This window comes from Sphingobacterium sp. UDSM-2020 (assembly GCF_016132525.1).
In the GTDB taxonomy this organism is placed as follows: domain Bacteria; phylum Bacteroidota; class Bacteroidia; order Sphingobacteriales; family Sphingobacteriaceae; genus Sphingobacterium; species Sphingobacterium anhuiense.
Map to the genome: position 1 here is coordinate 4,431,161 of NZ_CP066166.1, position 24,107 is coordinate 4,455,267.

General features: G+C 36.8%; 16 protein-coding genes and 1 tRNA gene. 10 read left to right on the forward strand and 7 right to left on the reverse strand.

The window, feature by feature from the left end:
- The first annotated feature begins 9 nt into the window (after positions 1-9).
- The 8 genes from JAZ75_RS18565 (at position 10) to JAZ75_RS18600 (ending at position 9,241) form a co-directional block, all read left to right on the forward strand.
- Positions 10-711, forward strand: coding sequence for an SIR2 family NAD-dependent protein deacylase (locus tag JAZ75_RS18565; RefSeq protein ID WP_208697435.1), 702 nt, complete (start codon positions 10-12; stop codon positions 709-711).
- Between the two features lie 177 nt (positions 712-888).
- Complete coding sequence (locus JAZ75_RS18570; RefSeq protein WP_208697437.1) at positions 889-2,514, forward strand: beta-N-acetylhexosaminidase; 1,626 nt, start codon at positions 889-891, stop codon at positions 2,512-2,514.
- Positions 2,515-2,524: 10 nt separating this feature from the next.
- Positions 2,525-4,027 (forward strand): alpha-L-fucosidase, encoded by a 1,503-nt coding sequence (locus tag JAZ75_RS18575; protein ID WP_208697439.1) that lies wholly within the window; start codon positions 2,525-2,527, stop codon positions 4,025-4,027.
- An 86-nt stretch (positions 4,028-4,113) separates the two neighbouring features.
- Positions 4,114-5,238, forward strand: a complete 1,125-nt coding sequence (locus tag JAZ75_RS18580; protein ID WP_208697441.1) for a DUF2891 domain-containing protein — start codon at positions 4,114-4,116, stop codon at positions 5,236-5,238.
- Between the two features lie 4 nt (positions 5,239-5,242).
- A complete protein-coding gene (locus JAZ75_RS18585; RefSeq protein ID WP_165905818.1) occupies positions 5,243-6,103 on the forward strand; it encodes an energy transducer TonB in 861 nt (286 codons plus the stop codon).
- Between the two features lie 129 nt (positions 6,104-6,232).
- Complete coding sequence (gene htpG, locus JAZ75_RS18590; protein WP_132767769.1) at positions 6,233-8,122, forward strand: molecular chaperone HtpG; 1,890 nt, start codon at positions 6,233-6,235, stop codon at positions 8,120-8,122.
- 115 nt (positions 8,123-8,237) lie between these two features.
- Positions 8,238-8,311, forward strand: a tRNA-His gene (locus JAZ75_RS18595).
- Between the two features lie 243 nt (positions 8,312-8,554).
- Complete coding sequence (locus JAZ75_RS18600; protein WP_208697443.1) at positions 8,555-9,241, forward strand: hypothetical protein; 687 nt, start codon at positions 8,555-8,557, stop codon at positions 9,239-9,241.
- 130 nt (positions 9,242-9,371) lie between these two features.
- Here JAZ75_RS18600 and bglX read toward each other — a convergent pair whose 3' ends face one another.
- The 5 genes from bglX to JAZ75_RS18625 all read right to left on the reverse strand — a co-directional run bounded on the left by bglX (position 9,372) and on the right by JAZ75_RS18625 (position 20,935).
- Positions 9,372-11,660: a beta-glucosidase BglX gene (bglX, locus tag JAZ75_RS18605; RefSeq protein ID WP_208697445.1), complete on the reverse strand. Its 2,289-nt coding sequence runs from the start codon at positions 11,658-11,660 to the stop codon at positions 9,372-9,374.
- Between the two features lie 33 nt (positions 11,661-11,693).
- Positions 11,694-13,040: a glucoamylase family protein gene (locus JAZ75_RS18610; protein ID WP_208697447.1), complete on the reverse strand. Its 1,347-nt coding sequence runs from the start codon at positions 13,038-13,040 to the stop codon at positions 11,694-11,696.
- 86 nt (positions 13,041-13,126) lie between these two features.
- Positions 13,127-14,554 carry a RagB/SusD family nutrient uptake outer membrane protein gene (locus tag JAZ75_RS18615; RefSeq protein ID WP_208697449.1) on the reverse strand — a complete coding sequence of 476 codons (1,428 nt, stop codon included), beginning with the start codon at positions 14,552-14,554 and terminating at the stop codon, positions 13,127-13,129.
- 19 nt (positions 14,555-14,573) lie between these two features.
- Entirely contained in the window at positions 14,574-17,690 is a 3,117-nt protein-coding gene (locus tag JAZ75_RS18620) for a SusC/RagA family TonB-linked outer membrane protein (RefSeq protein ID WP_208697450.1), read from the reverse strand.
- Positions 17,691-18,049: 359 nt separating this feature from the next.
- A complete protein-coding gene (locus tag JAZ75_RS18625; RefSeq protein WP_208697452.1) occupies positions 18,050-20,935 on the reverse strand; it encodes a transcriptional regulator in 2,886 nt (961 codons plus the stop codon).
- Positions 20,936-21,556: 621 nt separating this feature from the next.
- On the opposite strand from JAZ75_RS18625, the gene JAZ75_RS18630 reads away from it, so the two are divergent.
- Positions 21,557-22,270, forward strand: a complete 714-nt coding sequence (locus JAZ75_RS18630) for an HAD family hydrolase (protein ID WP_208697454.1) — start codon at positions 21,557-21,559, stop codon at positions 22,268-22,270.
- A gap of 172 nt (positions 22,271-22,442) precedes the next feature.
- On the opposite strand, the gene JAZ75_RS18635 is transcribed toward JAZ75_RS18630, so the two are convergent.
- Positions 22,443-23,054, reverse strand: a complete 612-nt coding sequence (locus JAZ75_RS18635; RefSeq protein ID WP_021188397.1) for a hypothetical protein — start codon at positions 23,052-23,054, stop codon at positions 22,443-22,445.
- Positions 23,055-23,150: 96 nt separating this feature from the next.
- Complete coding sequence (locus JAZ75_RS18640) at positions 23,151-23,645, reverse strand: hypothetical protein (RefSeq protein WP_132767783.1); 495 nt, start codon at positions 23,643-23,645, stop codon at positions 23,151-23,153.
- Positions 23,646-23,894: 249 nt separating this feature from the next.
- Between JAZ75_RS18640 and JAZ75_RS18645 the strand changes: the two genes are divergently transcribed.
- Positions 23,895-24,098, forward strand: a complete 204-nt coding sequence (locus JAZ75_RS18645; protein WP_031287256.1) for a hypothetical protein — start codon at positions 23,895-23,897, stop codon at positions 24,096-24,098.
- Positions 24,099-24,107 lie beyond the last annotated feature (9 nt).

The following is a 24,107-nucleotide window of genomic DNA, read 5'->3' on the forward strand; positions in this document are numbered from 1 at the left end:
AAAAAAGATATGAAAAAAAAAATCATCGTATTTACCGGAGCCGGTATCTCAGCAGAAAGTGGTATAAAGACATTTAGAGATGCCGATGGCTTGTGGGAGGGCCATGATGTCGAGGACGTTGCTAGTATTGATGGCTGGTACCGTAATCCCAAACTTGTTCAAGATTTTTATAACATGAGGCGACAAGTCGCTATGCAGGCTAAACCGAATGCTGCACATCAAGCTTTAGTTGTTTTGCAGAAATCATTTGATGTACAGGTTATTACGCAAAATGTAGATACATTACATGAAAGGGCAGGTTCTGATCATGTGCTTCATTTGCATGGAAGATTAGATCAAGCTTGCTCATCGAAAGATAAAAGGTTAATCTATCCAATCGACGGTTACGAGATCAAAATGGGTGACTTATGTGAAAAAGGTTCTCAATTAAGACCTAATATAGTATGGTTCGGTGAGGCAGTTCCAAATATGGAGACCGCCATTTACATGGCACGAGAGGCCGACATAATGATTGTTATCGGGACCTCTTTGGCAGTATATCCAGCTGCTGGTTTGGTCGATGTCATAGCTCCGACCTGCGATTTGTATGTTGTTGATAAACAAATTAACACATCGCGGATACCCAAAAGAGCCAGTACCATAGAAAGTACTGCATCGGAGGCAGTTCCATATCTGGTTGCCCAGCTCATAGAGCGATATACTACTTTGTAAGCAATTCATTACGCTAACGTTTTCGTTGTTTGCACAATCGTTTGCATCCTCGATATTCCCTGAGATGATCCGCAAGAAGCATATATTTAAATTTTATAAATCGAATTAATACGTTGTTCTTTCTGACCACACCTTGAGAAAATCAAGGCGTAGTCGTGATAGGTTTAATAAAATTTTATGATCACAAAAAAACTGGGCAAAGCAGCAGCATTTATCGTCTTGCTTACGATTAACTATAGTGTTACGAAAGCACAGCTATCCCTAATTCCAAAACCAGATTTTATACAGATTAGGGACGGGCTGTATTGCTTTCCTTCGTTTAGTAAAATACAGATTGAAGATAAGGAGTTTACCCCTGTAGGTCGATACCTGCAGAAGCAGCTTTTATCAAAATTTGGTTATACAGGACTTGTTCATCATGATAAGAAGACGGTTTCAAACATTCGATTTGTTCATAAGGAAAATCTTGAAATTGAAGAATATGAAATTAAGACAGATAGCAATACGTTAATTATTTATGCAAGCTCTCCTGCAGGAGCTACTTATGCAGTAAGCTCGCTTTTGCAGGTATTGAGCTTTGGAAAAAAATCAACATCGGGAATCAGTGTAAATATTTTTGAGATCAAAGATAAACCTGCATATGTATGGCGAGGTTTTATGTTAGATGAATCACGTCACTTCTTTGGAAAAGAAAAAGTGAAATCAATTTTAGATTGGATGGCATTTTATAAGCTCAATAAGTTTCACTGGCACTTAACTGATGAACCTGCTTGGCGATTAGAAATTCAAAAATATCCACTTCTATCATTGATCGGTGGGATTGGCTCTCAGACTGATCCATATGCTCCCGCGGCCTATTATACGCAGGCAGACATTACAGAGATTGTAGCTTATGCACAAGAAAGGAACATCGAAGTCATTCCTGAAATCGATATGCCTGGCCATGCCACAGCGGCAAATCGAGCTTATCCCCAATTAAGTGGTGGTGGAAATGATAAACACCCAGATTTTACTTTTCATCCGGCGAAAGATATAACGTATTCTTTTTTAACTCAGGTGTTGCGCGAAACAAAAGCGCTGTTTCCTTCTTCGGTAATACATCTAGGGGGAGATGAAGTATCATTTGGCAGTGAGGCATGGAATTCAGATACCAAAGTGCAGGATTTGAAGCAAAAACATCATCTCAATGATAACAAGGCGGTAGAAAATTACTTCATGCGTCGCATGGCAGATTCGCTAAAAACAATGGATGCCACTTTGCTTGCCTGGGATGAAATGGTAGATGCCGATTTATCAAAAGAGAAAACTATACTCATGTGGTGGCGACATGATAAACCTGAACAGTTAAAAAAAATATTAAAGGCTGGCTATAAAACAATACTGACACCAAGATTACCGCTTTATTTTGATTTTGTACAGGAAGAATCACATAAGTATGGACGAAAATGGGGAAAGCTATACAATCCTTTGGAAAATGTTTATAATTTTTCTCCGGATAATTACGTTTCGTTGACAACCGAGAAAAATCAAATTTTAGGCATTCAGGGTAATTTATGGACAGAAACCGTTATCAATACCACTCGATTGGACTATTTAACTTTTCCACGATTAGCCGCTTTGGCGGAGGTCGGGTGGACAAAAAGTTCAAATAAAAATTACGTGCAATTTGCAGAATCATTAAAAAAACATTTGAACCTGTACCGTGAAGCAAATTTATACTACTACGATCCATTTACGAATGCACATCCTGAACCTGTGGTGATAAAAAAGACACAACGTGCTTATATTGATAATCCTGAATAACCAACTAAATATGAATAACTTATTAAAAAAGTCTGTACTTGCTGTGGCATTGTTAGCTGGAGTTAATTCCCTACAGGCACAATGGACCGGACCAAAAATTAAATCAACAGAAATCAAAGAAATTAAGTATGGACCATTGTCACCTGCCAATCGGACAGATGAGGCAATGGTTGCATTCCGCAATTATGGATTAGGTCAATTTATACATTGGGGTCTCTATGCAATACCGGGTAATGAATGGGAAGGAGTGAGTGCCCGTGGTGGTGCAGCAGCATCCGAATGGATCCGTTCATGGAGAGGATCATCAGCTCCAAAAGATTGGGTGAATACGTACGACAATCTTTACAAACAATTTAATCCCAAAGATTTTGACGCAAAGCGTTGGGCAAAGCAGGCAAAAGACATGGGGGCAAAGTATGTAATTTTTACGACAAAGCACCACGATGGTTTCGCGATGTGGCCAACCAAATATTCCCCTTATAATATCAGTAAAACACCCTATAAAAAAGATATAGTCAAAGAGGTAGTAGATGCTTATACCGCAGTAGGTATCGATGTTTACCTTTATTTCTCTGTATTAGAATGGAACAATCCAGATTACATGGGTAAAGAACCTAAAACGGAAGAGGAAAAGAAAAAGTTTGATAAATTTTTGAAATATACTAGAAATCAGTTACTGGAGTTGATGACAAATTATCCACAGATGAAAGGATTTTGGTTTGATGGCACTTGGGATCAGTCTTGGATAAAGTCTTATGATTTTACTTATAATCTTGAAAAAGAACTTCGGGAAAAGCACCCCGGTCTTATCATCGGCTCCCGTTTCCGAAATGATGAATTTGGGAAACGTCATTTTGATTCAAATGGTCAGATGTTGGGCGATTATGAACAAGGTTGGGAACGCAAATTGCCGGGAGATATTACTTGGCTAGAGGGACGTGATTGGGATTGTGTGATGACAATTCCACCAAACGGCTGGGGATACATGAAAGATTGGTCGGGTATTTATACCAAAACGACAGACGATATTATCGATATGCTGACCTATTCAGCATCCCTAAGTGGTAATTTTGTTTTAAATTTCGGTCCAGATGGCCAAGGAAATATGCATCCTGAGGAAGATAAAATAGCAAAAGAGCTTGGTGAATGGATGAAAATAAATGGTGAAGCAATTTATGGAGCCAAACATGCTGGGATGACCACTTCTAAACTAGGATACTTCACTAAAAAAGCTGATAACTTATACCTCACAGTTTTCAACAGGCCCGTTAACAATATTGTCCGGATATCTGTGCCCAAAACTGCGAAAGAAGTTCCTGTGTCTGCCACTTTATTAGCCAATGGACAAATGTTAGAGGTGCGTCATTCAGATCTTGGTATTGATCTCGATAAAAACACCTATTATGACGTGTTATTGCCCAAAAGTTTCCAGTCGAATCAAGCGTTTGTCATTAAAATGAAAACCGGCGTACCTAAAGGAAAAGCAGAGAAGCTAATGGATGCTAAGATGTAATATCTTTTATAAACGTCTAAAAAAGCCAAAATTTAATGATTTTGGCTTTTTTTTATTACTTTTAAAAATCAATTAATGCACCGCAAATGATCAAAATATTAGTTACCATTTTTACTTGTACTGTTTTATTGTCATGCAACAATAACAACAAAAATCAAGGAACAACTTCTCAACAAACAGAAACAGAAAATAGCACAGAAGGAAAAAATCAACAGGTCGTACTGGATTCTACTGAAGCAAAAAGGATATTGGCACTGCCGTTACATTGCCTTGAACAGGAGTATCCAAATAAATTGGGGCAGGTCATCGGATCTGCTAAGGATCTAAAATCACCAAAACAATTACATCCCATTTTTTATGGCTGTTTTGATTGGCATTCATCCGTTCATGGTTATTGGTCCATCGTTAAAATATTGAAAACATTTCCTAATCTTAGTGAAAGTAAGCAGGCGAGACTGATCTTGAACGATAAAATAACTAAAACGAATGTTGATCAGGAAATTGCTTTCTTTCTAGACAGTAATAACACAAGCTTCGAACGCACCTATGGATGGGCGTGGCTCTTGCAGTTACAGGCTGAATTATTGACTTGGAATGATGCTGAAGGGAAACAGTGGGCCACAGCATTGCAACCTTTGGCAGATCTGCTCGTAAAACGCTACGAGGGGTACTTGCCTAAACTCGTTTACCCAATTCGGTCGGGACAGCATGATAACACCGCTTTTGGATTTACCTTATCAATGGACTATGCGAAGGTAACGCAAGATACAGCTTTTCAAAATTTAATTACACAACATGCAAAGCGCCTTTTTATAAACGATAAATCCTGCTCGCTCGCATATGAACCAAGTGGTAGCGACTTTCTTTCTCCTTGCTTAGAAGAGGCATTGTTGATGACAAAAGTTTTAAATGATGACGAATATAAAAAATGGCTAAAAGGCTTTATGCCTGATTTGTTTGTTAAAGAGTTTAAGTTAGAGCCGGGTATTGTTAAAGACCGTACGGATGGTAAGCTTGTTCATTTAGATGGACTGAATTTTAGCCGTGCAACTTGTCTAAATGGCATCGCGACAAAATTACCGGAATTAAATCATTTACATCAACAGGCGAATAACCACCTCACTTACTCGTTGCCAAATATCAGCAATGATGACTATATGGGCTCGCATTGGTTAGGAACTTTTGCATTATATGCTATTACACATCAGTAAGTTTATGATCAAGTTTATTTTTTCGATTATAATCGCATTGAGCATGATCAGTTCATGTAGCCCGATTTCTTTAAATAAGAAGGAGAGTGCTGCCGATGTTGTCGATCAGCATCCTTTACCACCTAAAGGTATGGATGAATTTATGCGCTATATTGGAGATAATTTTCATTATTCTAAGGAGATGATCGATAATCAAATTTCAGGTTTGGTGGAGATCTCATTTGTGGTTGAAAAAGACGGATCAATAGTCGACATGAAAGTTGAAAAAGATCTGGGGTTTGGTACGGGGGAGGAAGGAATACGGCTCATCAAAGAATATGGCAATTGGAAACCTGGTTATCAAAAAGGTAAACCGGTTAGAGTAGCCTACACACTTCCGATACGTTTAAATTTAATGGAAACTTCTGAAGCACCGTTGATTAATGAATCTATTAAGACGATATTTGATATGCCCTTATCGTGGAAAAAAGATGAAATCATCGGATTCGTAAATCAGAAGAAATTGTCCGTTCATGATCAAGGTCATACTGTTTTTGTTCCCAATTATAAATTCAAAGATCTAACAGCCAATTTTTTTGGAATTCGCGCTTCAGACGAAAAAAAGGTCGATGAGTTTGCACTCATGTATAAATTTTCTAATGATGGAAAAGACGAGATAATCTCTAATTACAATCGTTTTTTGCAAGAATTGATACTCCTTTATGGAGAACCTTCGCTTATAAAATTTAGGAAAATAGATCAGGATACCGATTTGAACCAATTGGAAGCAAATCCTGTTATTTGGAACTGTACAAATGCAGTAATTTCAATAGCATTTGATAAAAATGCAAATGAATTGTTGACGACAATAAAAAATAAAGATTAAGTCAAGCAATGAACAGCCCTGATATTGTCATTTTAACTTAAAATATGACATCTTGTCTCAAATTGACTGTTTGGAATATAGATTGATGTTTAACTGTGAAATCAATTAGCAATTAAATATAAAATATATATGAACACAGAAAAAGGATCTATTTCAATCCACACGGAAAACATTTTTCCTGTCATTAAAAAATTCTTATACTCTGATAATGAGATCTTCTTACGCGAGTTAGTTTCAAACGCGGTAGATGCTTCTCAAAAAATAAAGCGCTTAGCTTCATTAGGTCAATACCAAGGTGAAGTGGGTGATTTATTAGTTGATGTAAAACTTGATGAAGCAGCAAAAACGATTACCATTTCGGATAATGGTATCGGTATGACAGCTGACGAGATTAAAAAATACATCAATCAAGTTGCCTTCTCAGGTGCAACTGAATTTATGGAAAAATTCAAAGAAGCAAATGATGCAAATGAAATCATCGGTCGATTTGGATTAGGTTTCTATTCCGCATTCATGGTTGCTGATAACGTTGAAATCGAAACATTATCTTACCAAGATGGGGCAGAAGCTGCGCATTGGACATGTGATGGTAGTACTTCGTATGAAATTTCTGAAGGTACACGTACGACACGTGGTACTGATATCATTTTGCACATTAATGAAGAGTCTTCAGAATTCCTAAGTCAATCGCGTTTACAGGAGATCTTGGACAAATATGCGCGTTTCCTTCCTGTAAATATCCGCTTCGGAACGAAAACAACTTCTGAACCAGATGGCGAAGATGAAGAAGGAAAACCAAAATATAAATCTGTTGAAGTTGATAACATCATCAACAACACAAGCCCAGCTTGGACCAAAGCTCCATCTGAACTGACAGATGCAGACTATTTGGCTTTCTATAAAGAGTTGTATCCATATTCAATGGACGAACCATTATTCTGGATCCATTTAAATGTTGATTATCCATTTAATTTAACCGGAATTTTATACTTCCCGAAAATTAAAAATGAATTAGAAATTCAACGTAATAAAATCAAATTATACTCACGTCAAGTATTCATTACCGACGAAGTAAAAGATATTGTTCCTGAATTTTTAATGTTGTTACATGGTGTAATCGATTCACCGGATATCCCGTTAAACGTTTCAAGAAGCTTCTTGCAGGCAGATAGTAACGTGAAAAAGATCAACAATTATATTACTAAAAAAGTAGCTGATAAGTTGCAGGAAATCTTTAAAACGGATCGTAAAGGTTTTGAAGAAAAATGGAATGATATCGGTCTATTTATCAAATATGGTATGTTGAGCGATGAGAAATTTGCTGAAAAAGCAAATGAATTCTGTTTATTGACCAATACAAATAAAGAGAACTACACAATTAAAGAGTATTACGAAAAAGTAAAAGATATTCAAGTTGATAAAGATGGAAATATCATTTATTTATATACCCATGATGCTGCTCAACAAGATAGCTTTATTGCTACAGCAAAAACAAAAGGCTATGATGTATTGGTTTTAGACGGACCTCTGGATACGCATATCACTTCTTATTTGGAACAAAAAGGAGGTGAAAAGGTACAGTTGAAACGTGTAGATGCCGATGTCATCGATAAGTTGATTCAAAAAGATGAGAAGCAAGAATTGTCAATTTCTGAAGAAGAATCTAAACAAGCCTTATCAATCTTTGAAAAAGCAATCAGCCGTCCTGACATGAAAGTTGAAGTGGATGCCTTATCTGCAGAAGAATTACCAGTATCAGTAACGATCGATGAATTTATGCGTCGTATGAAAGATATGGCCAAAACCAATGGCGGTATGAACTTTTACGGTAACTTACCTGATAACTATAAGGTAACGGTAAATGGTAACCACCCACTGGTAAAACGCATTTTATCAAGTACTGAAGAAGAAGGTGCACAATTGGCAAAACAAGCGTTTGACTTGGCTTTATTATCACGCGGTTTGTTAACAGGTGCTGCATTAACATCATTCGTGAAACGCAGTGTTGAGATGATCTAATAAAAATTAAAAAATAATAGCTTAATCCTCATTACGATACGTTGTAATGAGGATTTTTTGCTTAAAAACATTTGGAGTATATCAAATAAAATTCTACTTTTGTAGCACAAACACGGTAGATGTAGCTCAGTTGGTTAGAGCATCGGTTTGTGGTACCGAGGGTCGTGGGTTCGAGCCCCATCATTTACCCAAAAGGCGAAAGATTTATCTTTCGCCTTTTCTTTTTTTAAACTTTTATGATACTCAAAATCCGATATAAACGATATGTTTGTAAATGCACTCGAGTGGTTTAATTCTTGCATTGCTATACTTAAGGTTATGATTTGAAACTTAGTATTAAGAATGGTTATCTTTATTACGAAAGATTGTAGCCGTTTCTAATAAGTAACTAATTCGACAACCAGCAATTATAAGTGATTAGTATCCGATATTATGAAAGAATTCATTAATAAAAATCCAAAACTGATATTTGTCATACCATTAGGTATTTTTCTGCTTCTTGGAATCCTGCTATTATTTTTCGCCGTGAAATATCCAGAAAATGTACCGGTCTATGGATGGATTACCATTATCCTGTTTGTACTTTTGCCAGCGATCTGTATTTATGGTTTTATATTTGGTTTCCACTTATCTGAAAAACAACAGCGATCTAGTGAAGCACATCGGAATATTATCACTTATTCAAAACAAGAAATTTGGATTCATAAGCCCATAGTTGACGGCACCTATAGCATTAATTGGTCTATTATTGACAAGATCGTCTATTTCGATTATCCCGGCGATGATCATGCTTATTATACCTTTTATCTGAACGATTTCCCTGAATTTATTAAAAATAAGAAGCAATGGTGGTTAAATAGACTATTTCCGGTGAATGTAAAGATGAGAAAGTTTACTCTTTATAATGATTGTCAAAATTTTTATGATTTACCGGAGAAGTTAAACGAATATTTAAATGTGGTTACTGATATTGATTTTGCAGATCCGCGTAAAGGAATACTCATCTCGAAGAAAGAGGTCTATAAATCTGGATATACTGAAACGATTGAACATTGGCAGCCGAGTCGTGATATCAAATGGGAGAAAATTTTATTTCAAAGATCTGACAACAATACGTAGGAGCGAAGAGCGAAACGTTCGATCAATTACTAACCTATAAGATTAACAATAAACATCGATGAAGGCTTAATAAAATAAAAAAGGAGCTATCCGGTTAAAGATAACTCCTCTGATATAAGAGGAAATTATATTATTTTAATTCAAATTTAGTAGCTAAAAGATCCTGCGAATTTTTACCGATAAATAAGGTAAAATCTCCCGGTTCAGCGACAAACTTGAGATCGTTATTATAGAATTTTAAATCTTCTTCCGAAACAGTAAAAGTTACGACTTTAGATTCTCCAGCTTTTAAGAATACTTTTTGAAAACCTTTTAATTCTTTAACAGGACGTGTAATTGAACCAACCAGATCTTTAATATAAAGTTGAACAACCTCTTCACCGTCATATTTACCCGTATTACGCAACGTCACCGATGCTTGGATAGATTGTCCAGCTTTAAAAGAAGACTTATCCAATTTCAGATCTGAATAATCAAATGTTGTATAACTCAAACCATATCCAAATGGATAAAGCGGGCTATTGATCACATCAATGTAGTTAGATCTAAATTTTTGGAAAGAACCGCCTTCTGCTAATGGTCTTCCGGTACTTTTATGTCCATAATAAATAGGTAACTGACCAACATTTCTAGGGAAAGTTGCCGTTAATTTACCTGAAGGGTTAACATCTCCAAATAATACCTCAGCTACAGCAGCTCCAGTTTCAGATCCACCAAACCATGCATTTAAGATAGCAGGAACATGTTCATCTTCCCAAGTTAAACTCATCGGTCTTCCTGCAAACAAAACTAAAACAACAGGTTTTCCTGTTTTTAATAGCGCTGCTAAAAGACGTTGTTGAATAGCCGGAATACCAATTTCTGTACGGCTAGAACTTTCACCGGACATCTCCGAAGATTCACCTAATGCTGCTACAATCACATCTGCTTGAGCAGCAGTTTGTAACGCTTCAGCAATAATATCCGACTCAGGTCTATTATCTCTAGGGATCGTACGTCCAAACATGGTAGCATGTTCTTGATAAATAGGGTCTTCAAGTAAATTTGAACCTAAATGTGTAACGATCTTCACTTGGTTGCCCAATACCGACTGCATACCCTCAACCAAAGAAGGAGTATTCACTAAGTCAGAGCTTACTGACCATGTGCCCACCATGTTCGCACGTGTATTCGCTAATGGACCTATTACAGCAACTGTACCTTTTTTCTGTAAAGGTAGAAGCTGCTTGTCATTCTTTAACAAGACAAATGATTTAGTAGCCGCATCACGGGCAACTTTAAGATTTGCAGGCGTCAGTAACTCGGTTTTAGCACGATCTTCATTACAGTAACGGTATGGATCCTCAAATAAACCTAATTTATATTTAGCCTCTAAAACTAAACGGCATGCGCGGTCTATATCAGTTTGAGAGACTTTGCCTTCTTTTAAAGATTTTTTTAAGGTATTTAAAAAACCTTCAGAAATCATATCCATATCCACACCTGCTTTTAATGAAAGTGCAGACACTTGTTGTAAATCTCCTAAACCATGATCCATCAGCTCTGCAATACCGGTATAATCTGTAACCACCATACCGTTGAATCCCCATTCCTTGCGAAGAACATCAGTTACTAACCATTTATTAGCTGTTGCCGGGATACCATTGATATCATTGAAAGATGTCATAACTGTAGCTGCACCAGCTTCTACAGCCGCTTTGTAAGGAGGGAAGTATTCATTGTACATGCGGTGCAGACTCATATCTGTGGTGTTGTAATCTTTTCCAGACTCCGCTGCACCATACAAAGCCCAGTGCTTCACACAGGCCATCATGGTATTGATTGCTTTTAAGTCATTGCCCTGATAACCTTTAACCATCGCGCTTGCAATCTGTGAGCCTAAGTAAGGGTCTTCTCCGGAACCTTCCGAAATTCTTCCCCAACGGGCATCACGAGAGATATCGACCATAGGAGAGAAGGTCCAATTGATTCCATCTGCAGTAGCCTCTTGTGCTGCGATACGTGCAGTTTTTTCGATTAGAGGAATATCCCACGTAGCTGAAAGACCTAATGGAATTGGAAAAGTAGTTTTATAACCATGGATGACATCTAGACCGAAGATCATCGGTATTTTAAGTCTTGTTTTGTTGACAGCAAGTTCTTGAGCAGCACGAATTTTTTTAGGTGTAGTCATAGAAAAGATTCCGCCAATTTGACCAGCAGCAATTTTTGCTTCAACTCCAGTACTGGCAGTGGCACCTGTGGTCACCTCGCCTGCAGTAACTAGATTCAGCTGGCCAATTTTTTCGTCAACTGTCATTTTTTTCATCAGTTCTGAAACAAACTTATCCATTTTGGGATCTTGTTTGTGCGCCGGCTGTGTGAATGCCAGAGTCGGAACTAATGCAACAGCGACTAATAGGGAAGTCCATTGTTTCATGTTCTAGTAGTTTTTTGTATGTGAATAAAATGCTTATAGATTCGGACCTTTAAAACCTAAGTTCTTCAATCCTGCTTTAACTTCGGGAGCCTGCATAAATAAATTCCAGATCAATCCAGTTCTGTAATTTTCAATCATGACAACAATAGGTCCCTGGTCAATTGCTAGATAACGCTGTGGATACCAATTTTCTGTTTCTGAAAAAGCATCATAAAATCCATATTTACCAAAAAGCTCTGCACCTTTTTGTTCATAAAAATAGCGCATCGCTTGCAAACTCTCTTTAGGAGCATATGGAATGGATGATAGCGCTGCTGTAGGAGAAATAACACCTTTATCATTATCAGGATGGTGAGCATCGTATCCCTTTACAGAATAGCTCGCGGTCAATCCCCAAGAGTTTTCGCCATATCCTTTAAATTGATGAGGATTTTGTTTAGCGTATTCAATGTTAATTTTAGTGTGATTAACGTTCACTTTCCAGTAATCAGCATATTCATCTTGTAAGCCCTTTGGATTTAAACCTAAATAGGAGTAATGAGACCAGAATAGTGGACCTACAGCATTTTCGGGTGCATTGTGTTTTAGCACCAGTGGAATTCCAAACTTCTCAGTACTGGATACGATTGCACCACTTCTTGCCCAACCTTTATGATAAGTAGAGGCAGGGATTGGATGTGTCGGTGAGCTCGCACCCAGCACATAGCTGATCAAGCATTCATCATAACCCTGTATCGCATGATTCATACCCCAACCATGTGTTGGACTCCAGTGCCAGTACAGGACATCTTTACCATTGCGAAAGAAATTCCAATCAATACCTTTCCAAAGTGCGTCTGCTTTTTGAGCGACTTGTTTTTGTTGGTCGTTTCCATTTTGGTAATACTCCCGTAGACAGATTAAGGCCTGGGCCATAAATGCTGTTTCTACGATATCTGCAGCATCATCCTGATTTCCGAAAACCTTCGATTTTCCAGTAGGACCATCGATCCAGTGTGACCATGCGCCATGGTAACGATCGGCTTTTGCTAGAAAATCGACTATGCGATCAAACCTTTTAGTCGCTTCTTCAGCAGAGATAAAACCACGTTCGGCAGCTACGATCGTAGCCATTATACCAAATCCGGATCCGCCGACAGTGACAACATTAAAATCATTCAACGGATATTGACCATCGATATGGATTCTTTCCCTTGCCATTCCCGAATTAGGTTCAGCACCTTCCCAGAAATAGTTGAAAGTTTGCTTCTGTACCAAAGTCATTAAAGAATCATCAGAAATAGTGGTCTTTTGCAAGGTCTGAGGTGTTTTACACGCAGTAATGCTTGTACCAATTAAGATTAAGCCTAAGATAAGCTTGGGATTAAATTTTAATTTCATAGTAGAGTAAGTAGAGCGATGGATATTAAAGAACTGGGACTTAGTGCTAATAAGTCCCAGTTTCGATGGTTTATTAAGATGTTGGCTTAAAAACCAGGATTTTGCACCATATCTGGTGTTTGTGTTAATTGTTCATATGGAATTGGGAACAAATAGTTTTTGTCAGTGAATGTTTTTCCATCCGCTTTCATAGCTTCAGGGGCTTGTTTCGTACGAACTAGATCAAACCAACGATCGTGCTCAAAAGCTAATTCCAGACGACGTTCCTTCCAGATTGCTTTGCGTAAGTCGGCTTGATTGGTAGCTGTGGTATTAGGCAATTTAACTCGCGTACGAATGGTATTAAGAGCAGTTGTGGCTTCTCCAGTGTTGCCCATTTCATTAGCAGCTTCTGCTAAGATCAAATATACTTCGCCTAAACGTAAATAGCGTACATTTTTATCCCCATCACCAGCCCCGGCATTTGCTGAAGAGTATGCTTTCTCATTGTACATCGGATTATCCACACCGGTACCTACCAAACGTCCATCATATAAGGTTTCGCCACGGAAGATAATGGTTGCATCTCTACGAATATCATCTTTTTCTGCGTTAAAGGCATTTAATAAATTCTCGGATGGTGTATTGAAGCCCCAGCCCCAGCCAGTAACACCACGTGCACCCTGTACTTCAGAATATTGTTGAACACCGTGTGCAATTGCTTCACCACGCGCCTGGAATTCAAAGATGGACTCTGTGCCATTCTCTGAAGTGACGCGCCAAAGCACCTCATATTTAGACTCCAAACCATATTGACCGGAATTAATTACTTCTTTCGCTAAAGTATAGGCTTCATTCCAATTTTCATTGTATAAGTATACTTTTGACAATAAAGCTTGCGCAGCACCTTTTGTAGCGCGACCAAGGTCTTTAGATGCATAAGCAGATTTTAAAGGTAATGCGTCTATAGCCTCTCTTAAATCTTTAATGATATAAGCATAAACATCAGCTTTAGGCGCACGGATTATTAAATCCTGCTCTTGGATAGGGACATCGCCCCAGCCACGCACTAAATAAAAATAATTGAGGGCGCGTAAAAACTTAGCTTCACCGATTAATCTATTTTTATAAGCAGCATCTTCTATCGTTGATGATTGAGTCACTTCAATAGATTGCGTGGCGCGTCCAATTGATTTATACCAGTGAGACCACAAGGCTCCAAAGGAACCTGATGAACTTGTATACTCTAATTTGTCGATTTCTTGCTTATCGCCTCCTGGGTCGGTAGGAGAAGAGCCTTTGTCCGCATTATCAGAAAGCATATCTGTAATGGCTACATAAGAAAAGGAATAATTCCAGTCGGTAAACATACCATAGATGGCGTTGACATAAGACTCAGGAGTATAAACTTGATCTTTATCTGTTTCCTCCACAATTTCTTGAGAAGGTACATCCAGAAATGCCGAATCTTTACAGGCAGACATGCTCAGACCTGCTGTTAAAATTAAGGCTATATGTAATTTGTTAAATTTCATGATTTTTAATTTTTAAAGTTTAGAATGAAACATTGACTCCGAAAATAAAATTACGTGTTGTTGGATAAGCTGAAAGCTCAACACCTGCCGTTTCAGCTGGATTACCTGAACCTTTACCTGTAATCTCAGGAGAGAAACCTGTATATTTTGTGAAAATAAACGGATTTTGCGCTGTTAAATACATTCTAATTTTAGAAGTAGCGTTATATAATTTTGGAATGGTATAACCTAATGTTAAATTATTGATTCTAAAATAGGCTCCAGATTCTAAGTAATAGCTAGAAGCTAAGGCATCATGAGCTGCTCCAGGATGTGTATTAGATGTTCCCGCACCAGTCCAACGGTTATCAAATGTTTCTTTTGTAACGTTTTCCCCACCATTAACTCGAGTTCCTTTTAATCCATTGTAGATTTTATTGCCTGCAACACCATAACCCTGAGCACTGAAATCCCATTTTTTGTAGTTAACACTTAGATTTAATGCAAACGTTGAAGAGGGAAGATATGATCCATGGAAAGTTTTATCCTTTGCGTCGATAACACCATCTTCATTCTGATCTTTGTATTTTAAGTAACCAGGTTTTGCTCCAGTTGTAGCAACGCCATCCGCTATTTCAGCATCCGTTTGCCACACACCAATCGCTTCATACATATACCATGCGTAGATAGGTTGATTTGTCTTTAACTGCTTTGTGAGTTGACTATTATTTAAACTTCCTCCTTCAGTGCCATCATAAGCAGGTTTAACATCTTTCAGCGTATTCTTATTGTAAGAATAGTTACCACCAATACTGTAGGATAGATTTTCATTAATTTGATCTGTCCAGTTTAAACCGATCTCCACCCCCTGATTTGATACTCTTCCACCATGATCAAAGTATTTTTGAGAAAATGGTGAATTCAATAAAGGTTTTACTTCTAGAATAACGTTGGTATTAGTCTTATTGTAATAATCCACATTACCACTTAAACGGTTGTTTAATAGGGTGAAATCAACGCCTACGCCAGTTTCTTCAGTTACTTCCCAACCAAGGTTTCGAGCTGGACTTCCATATGCCGCTCCAAATACTAAATCTTGACCTGGGCCGAAAATGTAATTGTAGTTTTCTGATCCTGGTGATGATAGGATTTGAGAGATGTTTAAAGGAACGTTTTGATTTCCTAATCTACCCCAGTTTGCTCTTACTTTCAAGAAATCGATGCCTGAACCTTGCATAAAGCTCTCATTGGATACGGTCCAGCCTGCTCCCACAGATGGGAAAATACCATAATAGTCTCCTGAAGCTTTAAATGTACTGGAACCATCACGGCGTACAGTCGCTGTTAAATAGTATTTTGAGTCGTAATTATACTGAGCACGGGCAAAATAAGAAATTAATGCTCTCGGCGTATAATAGGTCTGTATGATCTGTTTAGCATATTTTGATGATGCCAAATCAATATTCCAGTATTGCGATTGATTGGGAACATCGTAACCTGTCAGATCAGACATATCGCCAATGTTGGATTTCTCTCTTGAATTTCCTAAGGTTGCATCTATATTATGTTTACCAAAGCTTTTTTGGTAGGAAACAAAATTCTCCCAAGTCCAACGGAAAGTCTGCGTTTTAGCAATATTTAGACTGTTGTTCGCGTAGGTTAAAGAAGAGGGGTTTTGTGCTTTTAACTGTTCAAATTCTGCAGATGTTCTTAAAGGATCAGCATTTAGATAGCGGTCCCTAATATCATTAAAACCTCTGTTTTGAGAAAAAAACTTGGTCACTCCTAGACGAGAAGTGAATTTCAGATCGCTGGTGATTTGGTATTCTCCCTGAAGTCCACCTTGAATAGATAAGTTTTTGTTATACTGCTGTTGCATTTTGTTCTCGTACACAGGATTACCTACATCATTTAACTTTCCTCCCTGCTGACCTGCATCCAGGATATAAGTAGCTTCTCCAGTTGTTTTATTGTAAATAGGTCTTCCATAGCGCCCATTTTCATACATAACAGGAACCAACGGCGATTGACGGTAGGCCGCATCAAAAGCACTTAATGGTTTATTACGGTCGTTTGAAAAAGAGATATTTAAGGTCTGGCTAAGCTTTAGTTTATTATCAAAGAATTTGTAAGTGTTGTTATTGCGAATCGTGTTGCGTACATATTGAGAACCTTCTGTAATTCCCTTTTCTGTAAAGTTATTATAACTAAAGAAGTAATCCACTACATCTGAACCTCCAGCTAAGCTAACGACATTATTGGTCACTATACCAGTCTGTAATAGTTCGTCATACCAATCCGTGTTGTTTTTTTGATTTAGTGCTAGAGGCGATCCAGTTTTATCTACTACTGCTAAGTTTTCATTATAATGGGTGGCGTATTCATTGCCATTAGCCATTTTAACACGGTTGAGAATATCCTTAGCACCTACATAGCCATCATAGGTAATCTGAGCACGACCAGCTTTCCCCTTTTTAGTTGTGACTAAGATCACGCCATTCGCGGCACGGAGACCATAAATGGAAGCTGAAGAAGCATCTTTAAGGATATCAATAGATAAAATATCTGCCGAATTGATATTGGTAATATTATCAACTGGAAATCCATCAACAATATATAATGGATCACGACCACCTATTGCAGTACCTAAACCACGGATAATTACTGTTGGAGAAGAGCCAGGTGCTTCATTAGCAATGATGTTAACCCCAGATACTTTTCCTTGAACGGATTGAACCGCATTAAGTGCCGGTTGTTTTACAATATCACTTGAAGTGACACGGGATATAGAACCGGTTAGATCGACTTTTTTAGCCGTACCGTAACCAATAACCACGATTTCATCTAAAGCCGTATTTTGTTCTTCTAGATTGACTTGTACATTGTTCTGTTGACCAATTACAACTTCTTTTCCATCATAACCGATATAGCGGAAAATTAAAACCTGATTGGGGTCTGCTGTAATTTTAAATTCTCCATTCGCGTCAGATTGCGTAGCAACGCTAGTTCCTTTAACCGCAATGGTTACTCCTGAAAGTACAGCGTTTGAAGATTTAGCTGTAATTTTTCCAGTGATCACTTTTCCACTCTGTGCATAAACTGACACATTGAATTGGCAAAATGCTGGGAGTAATAGTAATGTAAATAACTTCCTCATAGGTGTGACTTTTGTGTTATTTTAATTTATCAATTCCAATTAATCTGAATGTTTGTTAACAAAATTTAACCCTTTCATTAAATTTTGATACAGCAAAGATGTGATGTAGTATGCGAAATGTATAATTTAACACTTATACATTAATACATCACCATTTGAGATAAACATAAAAATTCAATTTAAAGAAATAATACATCTGATGGTCAGGTTATTAAAGTAAGTGATATATTACTTTATTTAATACTAAGTGTTTAAAGCACACTATAGCGCGTGAGAGGTAATGATGTAGTGTTTTAGTGTCTTTTAATAACAAAATGATCTCATGTCGTAGATAGGGTTCTGCCAATAAGGGCATTTTTCTAGCTAATATTCATTAAAAAATCAGTTAAATTCTGTTCAGTTGTTATATTCAATTTTTTACGTAATCGGTAACGTCTAATCTCGACACCACGTGTCGTTATATTTAATAAGCTGGCAATTTCTTTACTGCTCATGTTCAACCTCAGATAGGCACAGAGTTTTAAATCATTGGGCATTAATTCGGGAAATTGATGCTTTAACTTTTTAAAGAAATTCTCATGAGTTTCATTAAAACTCTGCTCAAACAGATGCCAGTCCATATTATCTTCATAAGCATTTTTAAGGATCTTGGCCACTTTTTGTAATTGCTCAGGTTGCAATTTATTTCCATTTTCGTCCTTCAACTGTAATAATTCGTGATTCAGTGCATTTAATAATTCATTCTTTTGCACAATATTCATCGTAGCATTAGTCAGTTCTTTATTCTTATTATATAATTCCTGTTCCAGTTGCTTATTTTTAATTTCGATCAAGTGTTGCTGTGCTCGGATTGCTTCCTGCTTTAAAAGTTCCTCCTGTTTAAGTAAATAAGCCTTTTTCACTTGTTTTTCATGCTTAATTAGCTTTTTGTTGTACCATTTACGGACTTCTTTTATTGCTAAAACCAGTAATATTAAATACCCTAGATAAGCATACCAGGTTCTATACCAAGGAGGTAGGATTTCGATTTCAACTTTTGTTTCCTTAGTGATAAAGCCATTTGGCAGTTTTGCACGAACTGTAAATACATACTGACCAACTGCCAGATTCGTAAACTCTTTGTAGGGCAATTTAGACCAATCAGACCATTCCTCCTGCGTGTTTGTTAATTTAAATTGATATTGAACAGCAGTTTCAGTGTAATAAGGTAGCGCATAACATACTTGTAAACTGTTGTTTTTGTATTTTATCTCAACTATTTTTTTATCACTATTAAAATCTATACTGTCCGTTGAGAAAAGAGATCTGATATTCCTGATGAGGGGAGACGGTACATCAGTGGGTTTAAAATTATCCCTTCCCAAATTGAGCAAAGAGAAGCCATTATCAATACTGATCAGGTATTGATTAGGATTGAGAGCCGAGATATTTTCATAATATTTCATCATATTATCTTCTAGAGAAGCTAATTTGATAGAATCAACCCTTATTTGCCCTCCTTGTAATAAATCGACTAAAGCAATTCTGGTTTTATTAATAAACCAATAGCTATTATTTCCTGCTGGTATGATTTTATTTGCTTTGGAGAATGTGCCCAATTTATTGTTTAATTGATGATAGGGCGTGAATTTATCAATAAGCTCGTCATAAACATATAGCCCACTATCTGTCGTAAAAACATTGATGGCGGCCAATTTGTAAACACCTAAATAACCCGATTTGGGTAAACCATTTTTTTGGGCATAGGGTTTAATCTGTTTAATAACACTAAAATCATCTGAAAATTTAAGTAGATTTAGTTCATTGTAACCTGCCGCCCAAACCGAATTTTTACTTTGTGTTTCTAACAATTGTACGCCAGATCTGAAATTAGGATATTGCGTCTGATAAGTTAATGCATTAGGTAAACTGTTAAATAGGGACACACCTGTATAATTTCCCTGTAATACATATGGTGCATGAGGGGAAAGCAGTTTGATAACCCAACCACCTGTTTTTGGCGATAATAAGGACATCGCTGTACCTTGAATTTGAAAGGTACCTGTATTATGTCCACATACCAATACGTTATTGATTACTTCTAGATTCCATACTTGGCCCTGAGAGCCATGGATCATCTTAAAGTCTATAGGCTGATATTTTTTGTTCGGATTCCATGAAGTATAAAATAGACCTTGGTTAGTCCCTAAATAAAGATATCCTTGGTAAATTTTTGCAGAATAGATGGTGCCAAGTTTTCCTGAGTTATCCGAATAATAGTAGAGATCAGCATTAATCGCAATGCGGTCAATACCATTGTCCAGACCAGACCATATATTTGACTGTTTATCTACTGTTAAACTAAGAACGGTATTATTTTGCAAACCAACACTTTTATTAATATGCTGAACAAAAGATCCATTTTCATCAAGAATGTAGATACCGTTTAAGATCGTTCCGAATACGTAATAATGGTTGAGTAGCTTGATCCCATTGTTGATCTGTACATTTTTTAATTCTTCATTGATGTCATTTTTCCAGGTCGTTATTTCTCCAGATTTGCTCATTAAAAATAATCCGCCTTTAGCTGTTCCAATTAAGAATGACGCTGCATCAAAGGGAAGAATACTTAAAATGTTATGTCCCTTTAACTGCTCTTTACCCGAAATAGGAATGAGCTTGTCATTTTTTAGTTCATGAAGTCCACTCGGTATTTTTTCTACGAAAATTCTCTTATTCGCTTGAAATGCAAATAGAAAAGGCTCTCCATCTTCAGTAATAGTTTTGATCTTATCATTTTCATAAATATAGATCGTAGAGAAAGATTGGAAGATAATCCGATGGTCTTGAATGATTATTTTCCAGATCTCATCATTAAGATCTTTAAGTAAGCGCTTACTTATGGAATGGTAGGTTAAACGACCATTATTATTTTTCAGCCAATAGCCAAATTCTGATTGGCCTCCCGTATAGATTTTCCCATCTGGATGTACCTGTGCAACACGGACGATACCTTTATTAGGGTGAGGATAGAGATTCCAGTATGCGCCATCATACTCTAATAAACCATCAGAATTAGCGGCGTAAATCAGACCATTCTGATCTACACTCAAGCCCCAGTTTTGATTGCTGGCTTTGTAAGTAGATTTTGTAAATTGCTGTACCCAAGGGCTAGCGAGATATTGAATATCATTGGCCTTGCTTTCACCAAAGAAGATCCCGAAGATTATAAAAAGAAGAAAAAATATTTTAAATAAAAATTTCATGCACAAAATTATGTTTGCCTTAACAATAATTCTACCATGCTAAAAAGACGAAAGTGTCTCTGAGCGTATTTATGTAATAGAAATTGAAAGAATTATTCCCTAGACAAATTTAACAATAAATTTAGCTGTATGAGTCATTATAAAGTATTATGATGTCTATTCAGCAATTCCTTAAGGATCTATACACACCGTTTTCGAAACTTTTAGCTACTCATGATCGTGTTTAAAAATAATTAATAAAAATTTAACATAAATTTTGTTTAGTTTTAATGAACAAAGTTTAGTTTTGTTAAACATGCAGAAGTGTGAGACCGTATGTGAAGGAAGATTGTTGTGTAACAGGGCTCATGTAAGCTCATAAATAAATGTATGGAAGGAAATTACAGGCTATAAACGACTTGTTTTAGATTAGAACCTTTTCCTAAAAGGTTTGTTTTACATCCTCTTGACAGGATAGCGAGTGTAAATACTGAGAATAAGGAATACGGACATGCTTTGATGGCAAAGACGGAAATTAATTCCGATTGAGTTTTTAATATAGCCGAAATAGGCATAAAGACCTCATATAGCCTATATAAATTGAATAAAATAAATAATAGCATAATAACACAATAGAAAGATATGGAAAGTAAAATTAAGATGGTCGTATTTGATATGGCGGGAACAACTGTTAATGAAGATAACATCGTTTATAAAACACTTAGAAATGCAATCAATAGCGTTGGTGGTTTTGATCTTAGTTTAGAAGAAGTTTTAGAGCATGGTGCAGGTAAAGAAAAATTGGAAGCTATAAAAACTATCTTGAAAAATAGTTTAGATTTAGAAAATGATCAATTGGCAACAGAGATTTTTCAATTGTTTCTTGTGCAGCTTAAAAGTGCTTATGAAGTGGAAACCATTTATCCATGTACTAATGCGGCAGCACTTTTCATAAAGTTAAAAGATATGGGTATTTTAAGAGTGCTTAATACTGGATATGATCGATTGACAGCAGAATCATTATTGAAAAAACTGAATTGGGAAGTAGGTAAAGACATTGATCTTCTCATTACTGCTTCGGATGTTGAAAATAATCGACCAGAACCAGATATGATTCAATTAGCAATGGCGAAGATGGGTATTACCGATGCTTCAACAGTTGCAAAAATTGGCGATTCAACGATTGACATTCAAGAAGGACAAAATGCAGGCTGTGGATTGAGCATAGGTATCACCACAGGAGCACATACCGCTGTACAATTGGCTACTGCCAATCCGGATCAGGTTATTAGTGATCTGTTGGATATGCTACCTGTAATTGAAAACTATAGTAAGAACAGTTACGCAGTATCATAAAAAAACTGATGCTGTGATTTTTAGAAATGAAGATCACAGCATCTTTATTCATAACGAGGGTTTATGTTAATGATTATGCAGTCTTTAATATGCCTGATTAACGTTTGATCCTTAAAAAGGCAAGAAGCAGAAGTATTTTGAATATTTGTAAATCAAAGCATCTGATTTGTAATTACACTTCTTTAACATCATTAGCAAAACCTTTAATAAGGGCCTTCCATTGTGGATAAGATGCTCCCAAAACCGCACCAAGTCCTACCATAAAGTTTCGGACATTATCGATGATATGCGTATTTTCGGTATTTAAAACCTCATTTCGTCCAGCATACTGAAACAATAAACTGTTATTTCTTTGCTCAACAATCAAAGTCGAAGTCGCTATTCCCTCAAAAAAATGTGCTGTTTCTTTATTTTCAGGATCAGTAGGATCTGGACATGGCTTTAGACTGACTGATAGGATTTTAAATTCGGCCATTTCCTTAGATTCCATATGCACAACGTTAACCCAGTCATAACCTTTTGTTCGGGGTAATCCAGGTCCTGGAATATCAATTTTGATGTAATCGTGTAGCTGAAGTGGACGATGCAATTCGAGACCATTGTTGTCAACAAGCTTAAATACCGCCGCAGGAAGTTCTGCAATTTTGTGCCATTCATTGACCGCCAATAGGTTGTAGGATGCTATAATAAAAGCCTCGCTGGCAATTTCAGTGCTTGTAAACTCAACTGTTTCAAAACAGTCAAGTTTATTGCCTTCTTTCTGGGTTGGAATAATATTCTTCATCTTTTTAATAGAATAACAATTAAAAATGAACTTATGTTCATGTGAATCAATAGATTTACTTGGGTTGAGGAACTATCTGATTTTGTAATTTCTCCATTATGTAGAAGTATAATAGACCCAACCCTGCAAATTTTCATATGCATCTGCCTGCTTCAGATCGATTAAAATATTACTATCCATAAATAAGAGGCGTTTTGTGTCCGTATTTAAATCGTAGATAGGATAGAAGATGGCATTCTCATTTGGAAGTTCTACATTACTCTGTAAAGCAGTATAACCCTCTGCAAGTAAATTGTCAATAAGTGTTGGAGTAATTGCGTTAAGGTACCGCATCATCTTACCAATCCATTTCTTTTCGTTTTCTTCATTGCCAGGGTAGTGTTCAGTTGTAAAATCTAAGATTAATTTTTCGCCTTCTTTATCCAATCCATCTCTGATCATGCGCAATCCCATGCACCTCGTTTCTTCCTGATAATAATCATGTCCATACTCAAATTGAATATCACCTGCAATGGGGCTATCTTCAATTTTTGCTCGAAGTGCCATCTGGCGATTCAGCAATTCATGTACATATGCATAAGTCTCATCCATAGTGATTTGATTTAAAGCTATAAGTATTTATGATGTCATCACCAAAAGAACAATTCTGAAAGACTAAAAGTTTGTTTAAGAATACTTTAGGATAAGTAGAAGGATACGTGATGCACGTTTAAAGTATATTTTTGAAGCATTGATCAGGTATACTGTCGTTAATTTCAGGTATTTGTTACGGTAATTGAAATACAAACTTTTGACATAGCACCACGTTATATCATTACAATAAACTAAATGAATACGATTATGGCTACTAAAAATGAAAATGCAAAAGTCGGTATTGTTGATAAGGACAAGCAACCGAAGAAAAAGAAAACAATTACCTCAGTTGTAGATAAGAGAAATAAAAAGCAGGAAGGTGACGGGGAAGCCGGCGTTGATCCTCAAAATGATCAATTGAATGATATGCCAGAGCCAGATACATTTCCTCGTGAGCAGGTAAAACCTTAGTGCAGAGGA

Bases quoted from the DNA above. Each gene is read 5' to 3' on its own strand.
- JAZ75_RS18565 (WP_208697435.1), top strand. From the start codon at position 10: ATGAAAAAAAAAATCATCGTATTTACCGGAGCCGGTATCTCAGCAGAA.
- JAZ75_RS18570 (WP_208697437.1), top strand. From the start codon at position 889: ATGATCACAAAAAAACTGGGCAAAGCAGCAGCATTTATCGTCTTGCTT.
- JAZ75_RS18575 (WP_208697439.1), top strand. From the start codon at position 2,525: ATGAATAACTTATTAAAAAAGTCTGTACTTGCTGTGGCATTGTTAGCT.
- JAZ75_RS18580 (WP_208697441.1), top strand. From the start codon at position 4,114: ATGATCAAAATATTAGTTACCATTTTTACTTGTACTGTTTTATTGTCA.
- JAZ75_RS18585 (WP_165905818.1), top strand. From the start codon at position 5,243: ATGATCAAGTTTATTTTTTCGATTATAATCGCATTGAGCATGATCAGT.
- htpG (WP_132767769.1), top strand. From the start codon at position 6,233: ATGAACACAGAAAAAGGATCTATTTCAATCCACACGGAAAACATTTTT.
- JAZ75_RS18600 (WP_208697443.1), top strand. From the start codon at position 8,555: ATGAAAGAATTCATTAATAAAAATCCAAAACTGATATTTGTCATACCA.
- bglX (WP_208697445.1), bottom strand. From the start codon at position 11,660: ATGAAACAATGGACTTCCCTATTAGTCGCTGTTGCATTAGTTCCGACT.
- JAZ75_RS18610 (WP_208697447.1), bottom strand. From the start codon at position 13,040: ATGAAATTAAAATTTAATCCCAAGCTTATCTTAGGCTTAATCTTAATT.
- JAZ75_RS18615 (WP_208697449.1), bottom strand. From the start codon at position 14,554: ATGAAATTTAACAAATTACATATAGCCTTAATTTTAACAGCAGGTCTG.
- JAZ75_RS18620 (WP_208697450.1), bottom strand. From the start codon at position 17,690: ATGAGGAAGTTATTTACATTACTATTACTCCCAGCATTTTGCCAATTC.
- JAZ75_RS18625 (WP_208697452.1), bottom strand. From the start codon at position 20,935: ATGAAATTTTTATTTAAAATATTTTTTCTTCTTTTTATAATCTTCGGG.
- JAZ75_RS18630 (WP_208697454.1), top strand. From the start codon at position 21,557: ATGGAAAGTAAAATTAAGATGGTCGTATTTGATATGGCGGGAACAACT.
- JAZ75_RS18635 (WP_021188397.1), bottom strand. From the start codon at position 23,054: ATGAAGAATATTATTCCAACCCAGAAAGAAGGCAATAAACTTGACTGT.
- JAZ75_RS18640 (WP_132767783.1), bottom strand. From the start codon at position 23,645: ATGGATGAGACTTATGCATATGTACATGAATTGCTGAATCGCCAGATG.
- JAZ75_RS18645 (WP_031287256.1), top strand. From the start codon at position 23,895: ATGGCTACTAAAAATGAAAATGCAAAAGTCGGTATTGTTGATAAGGAC.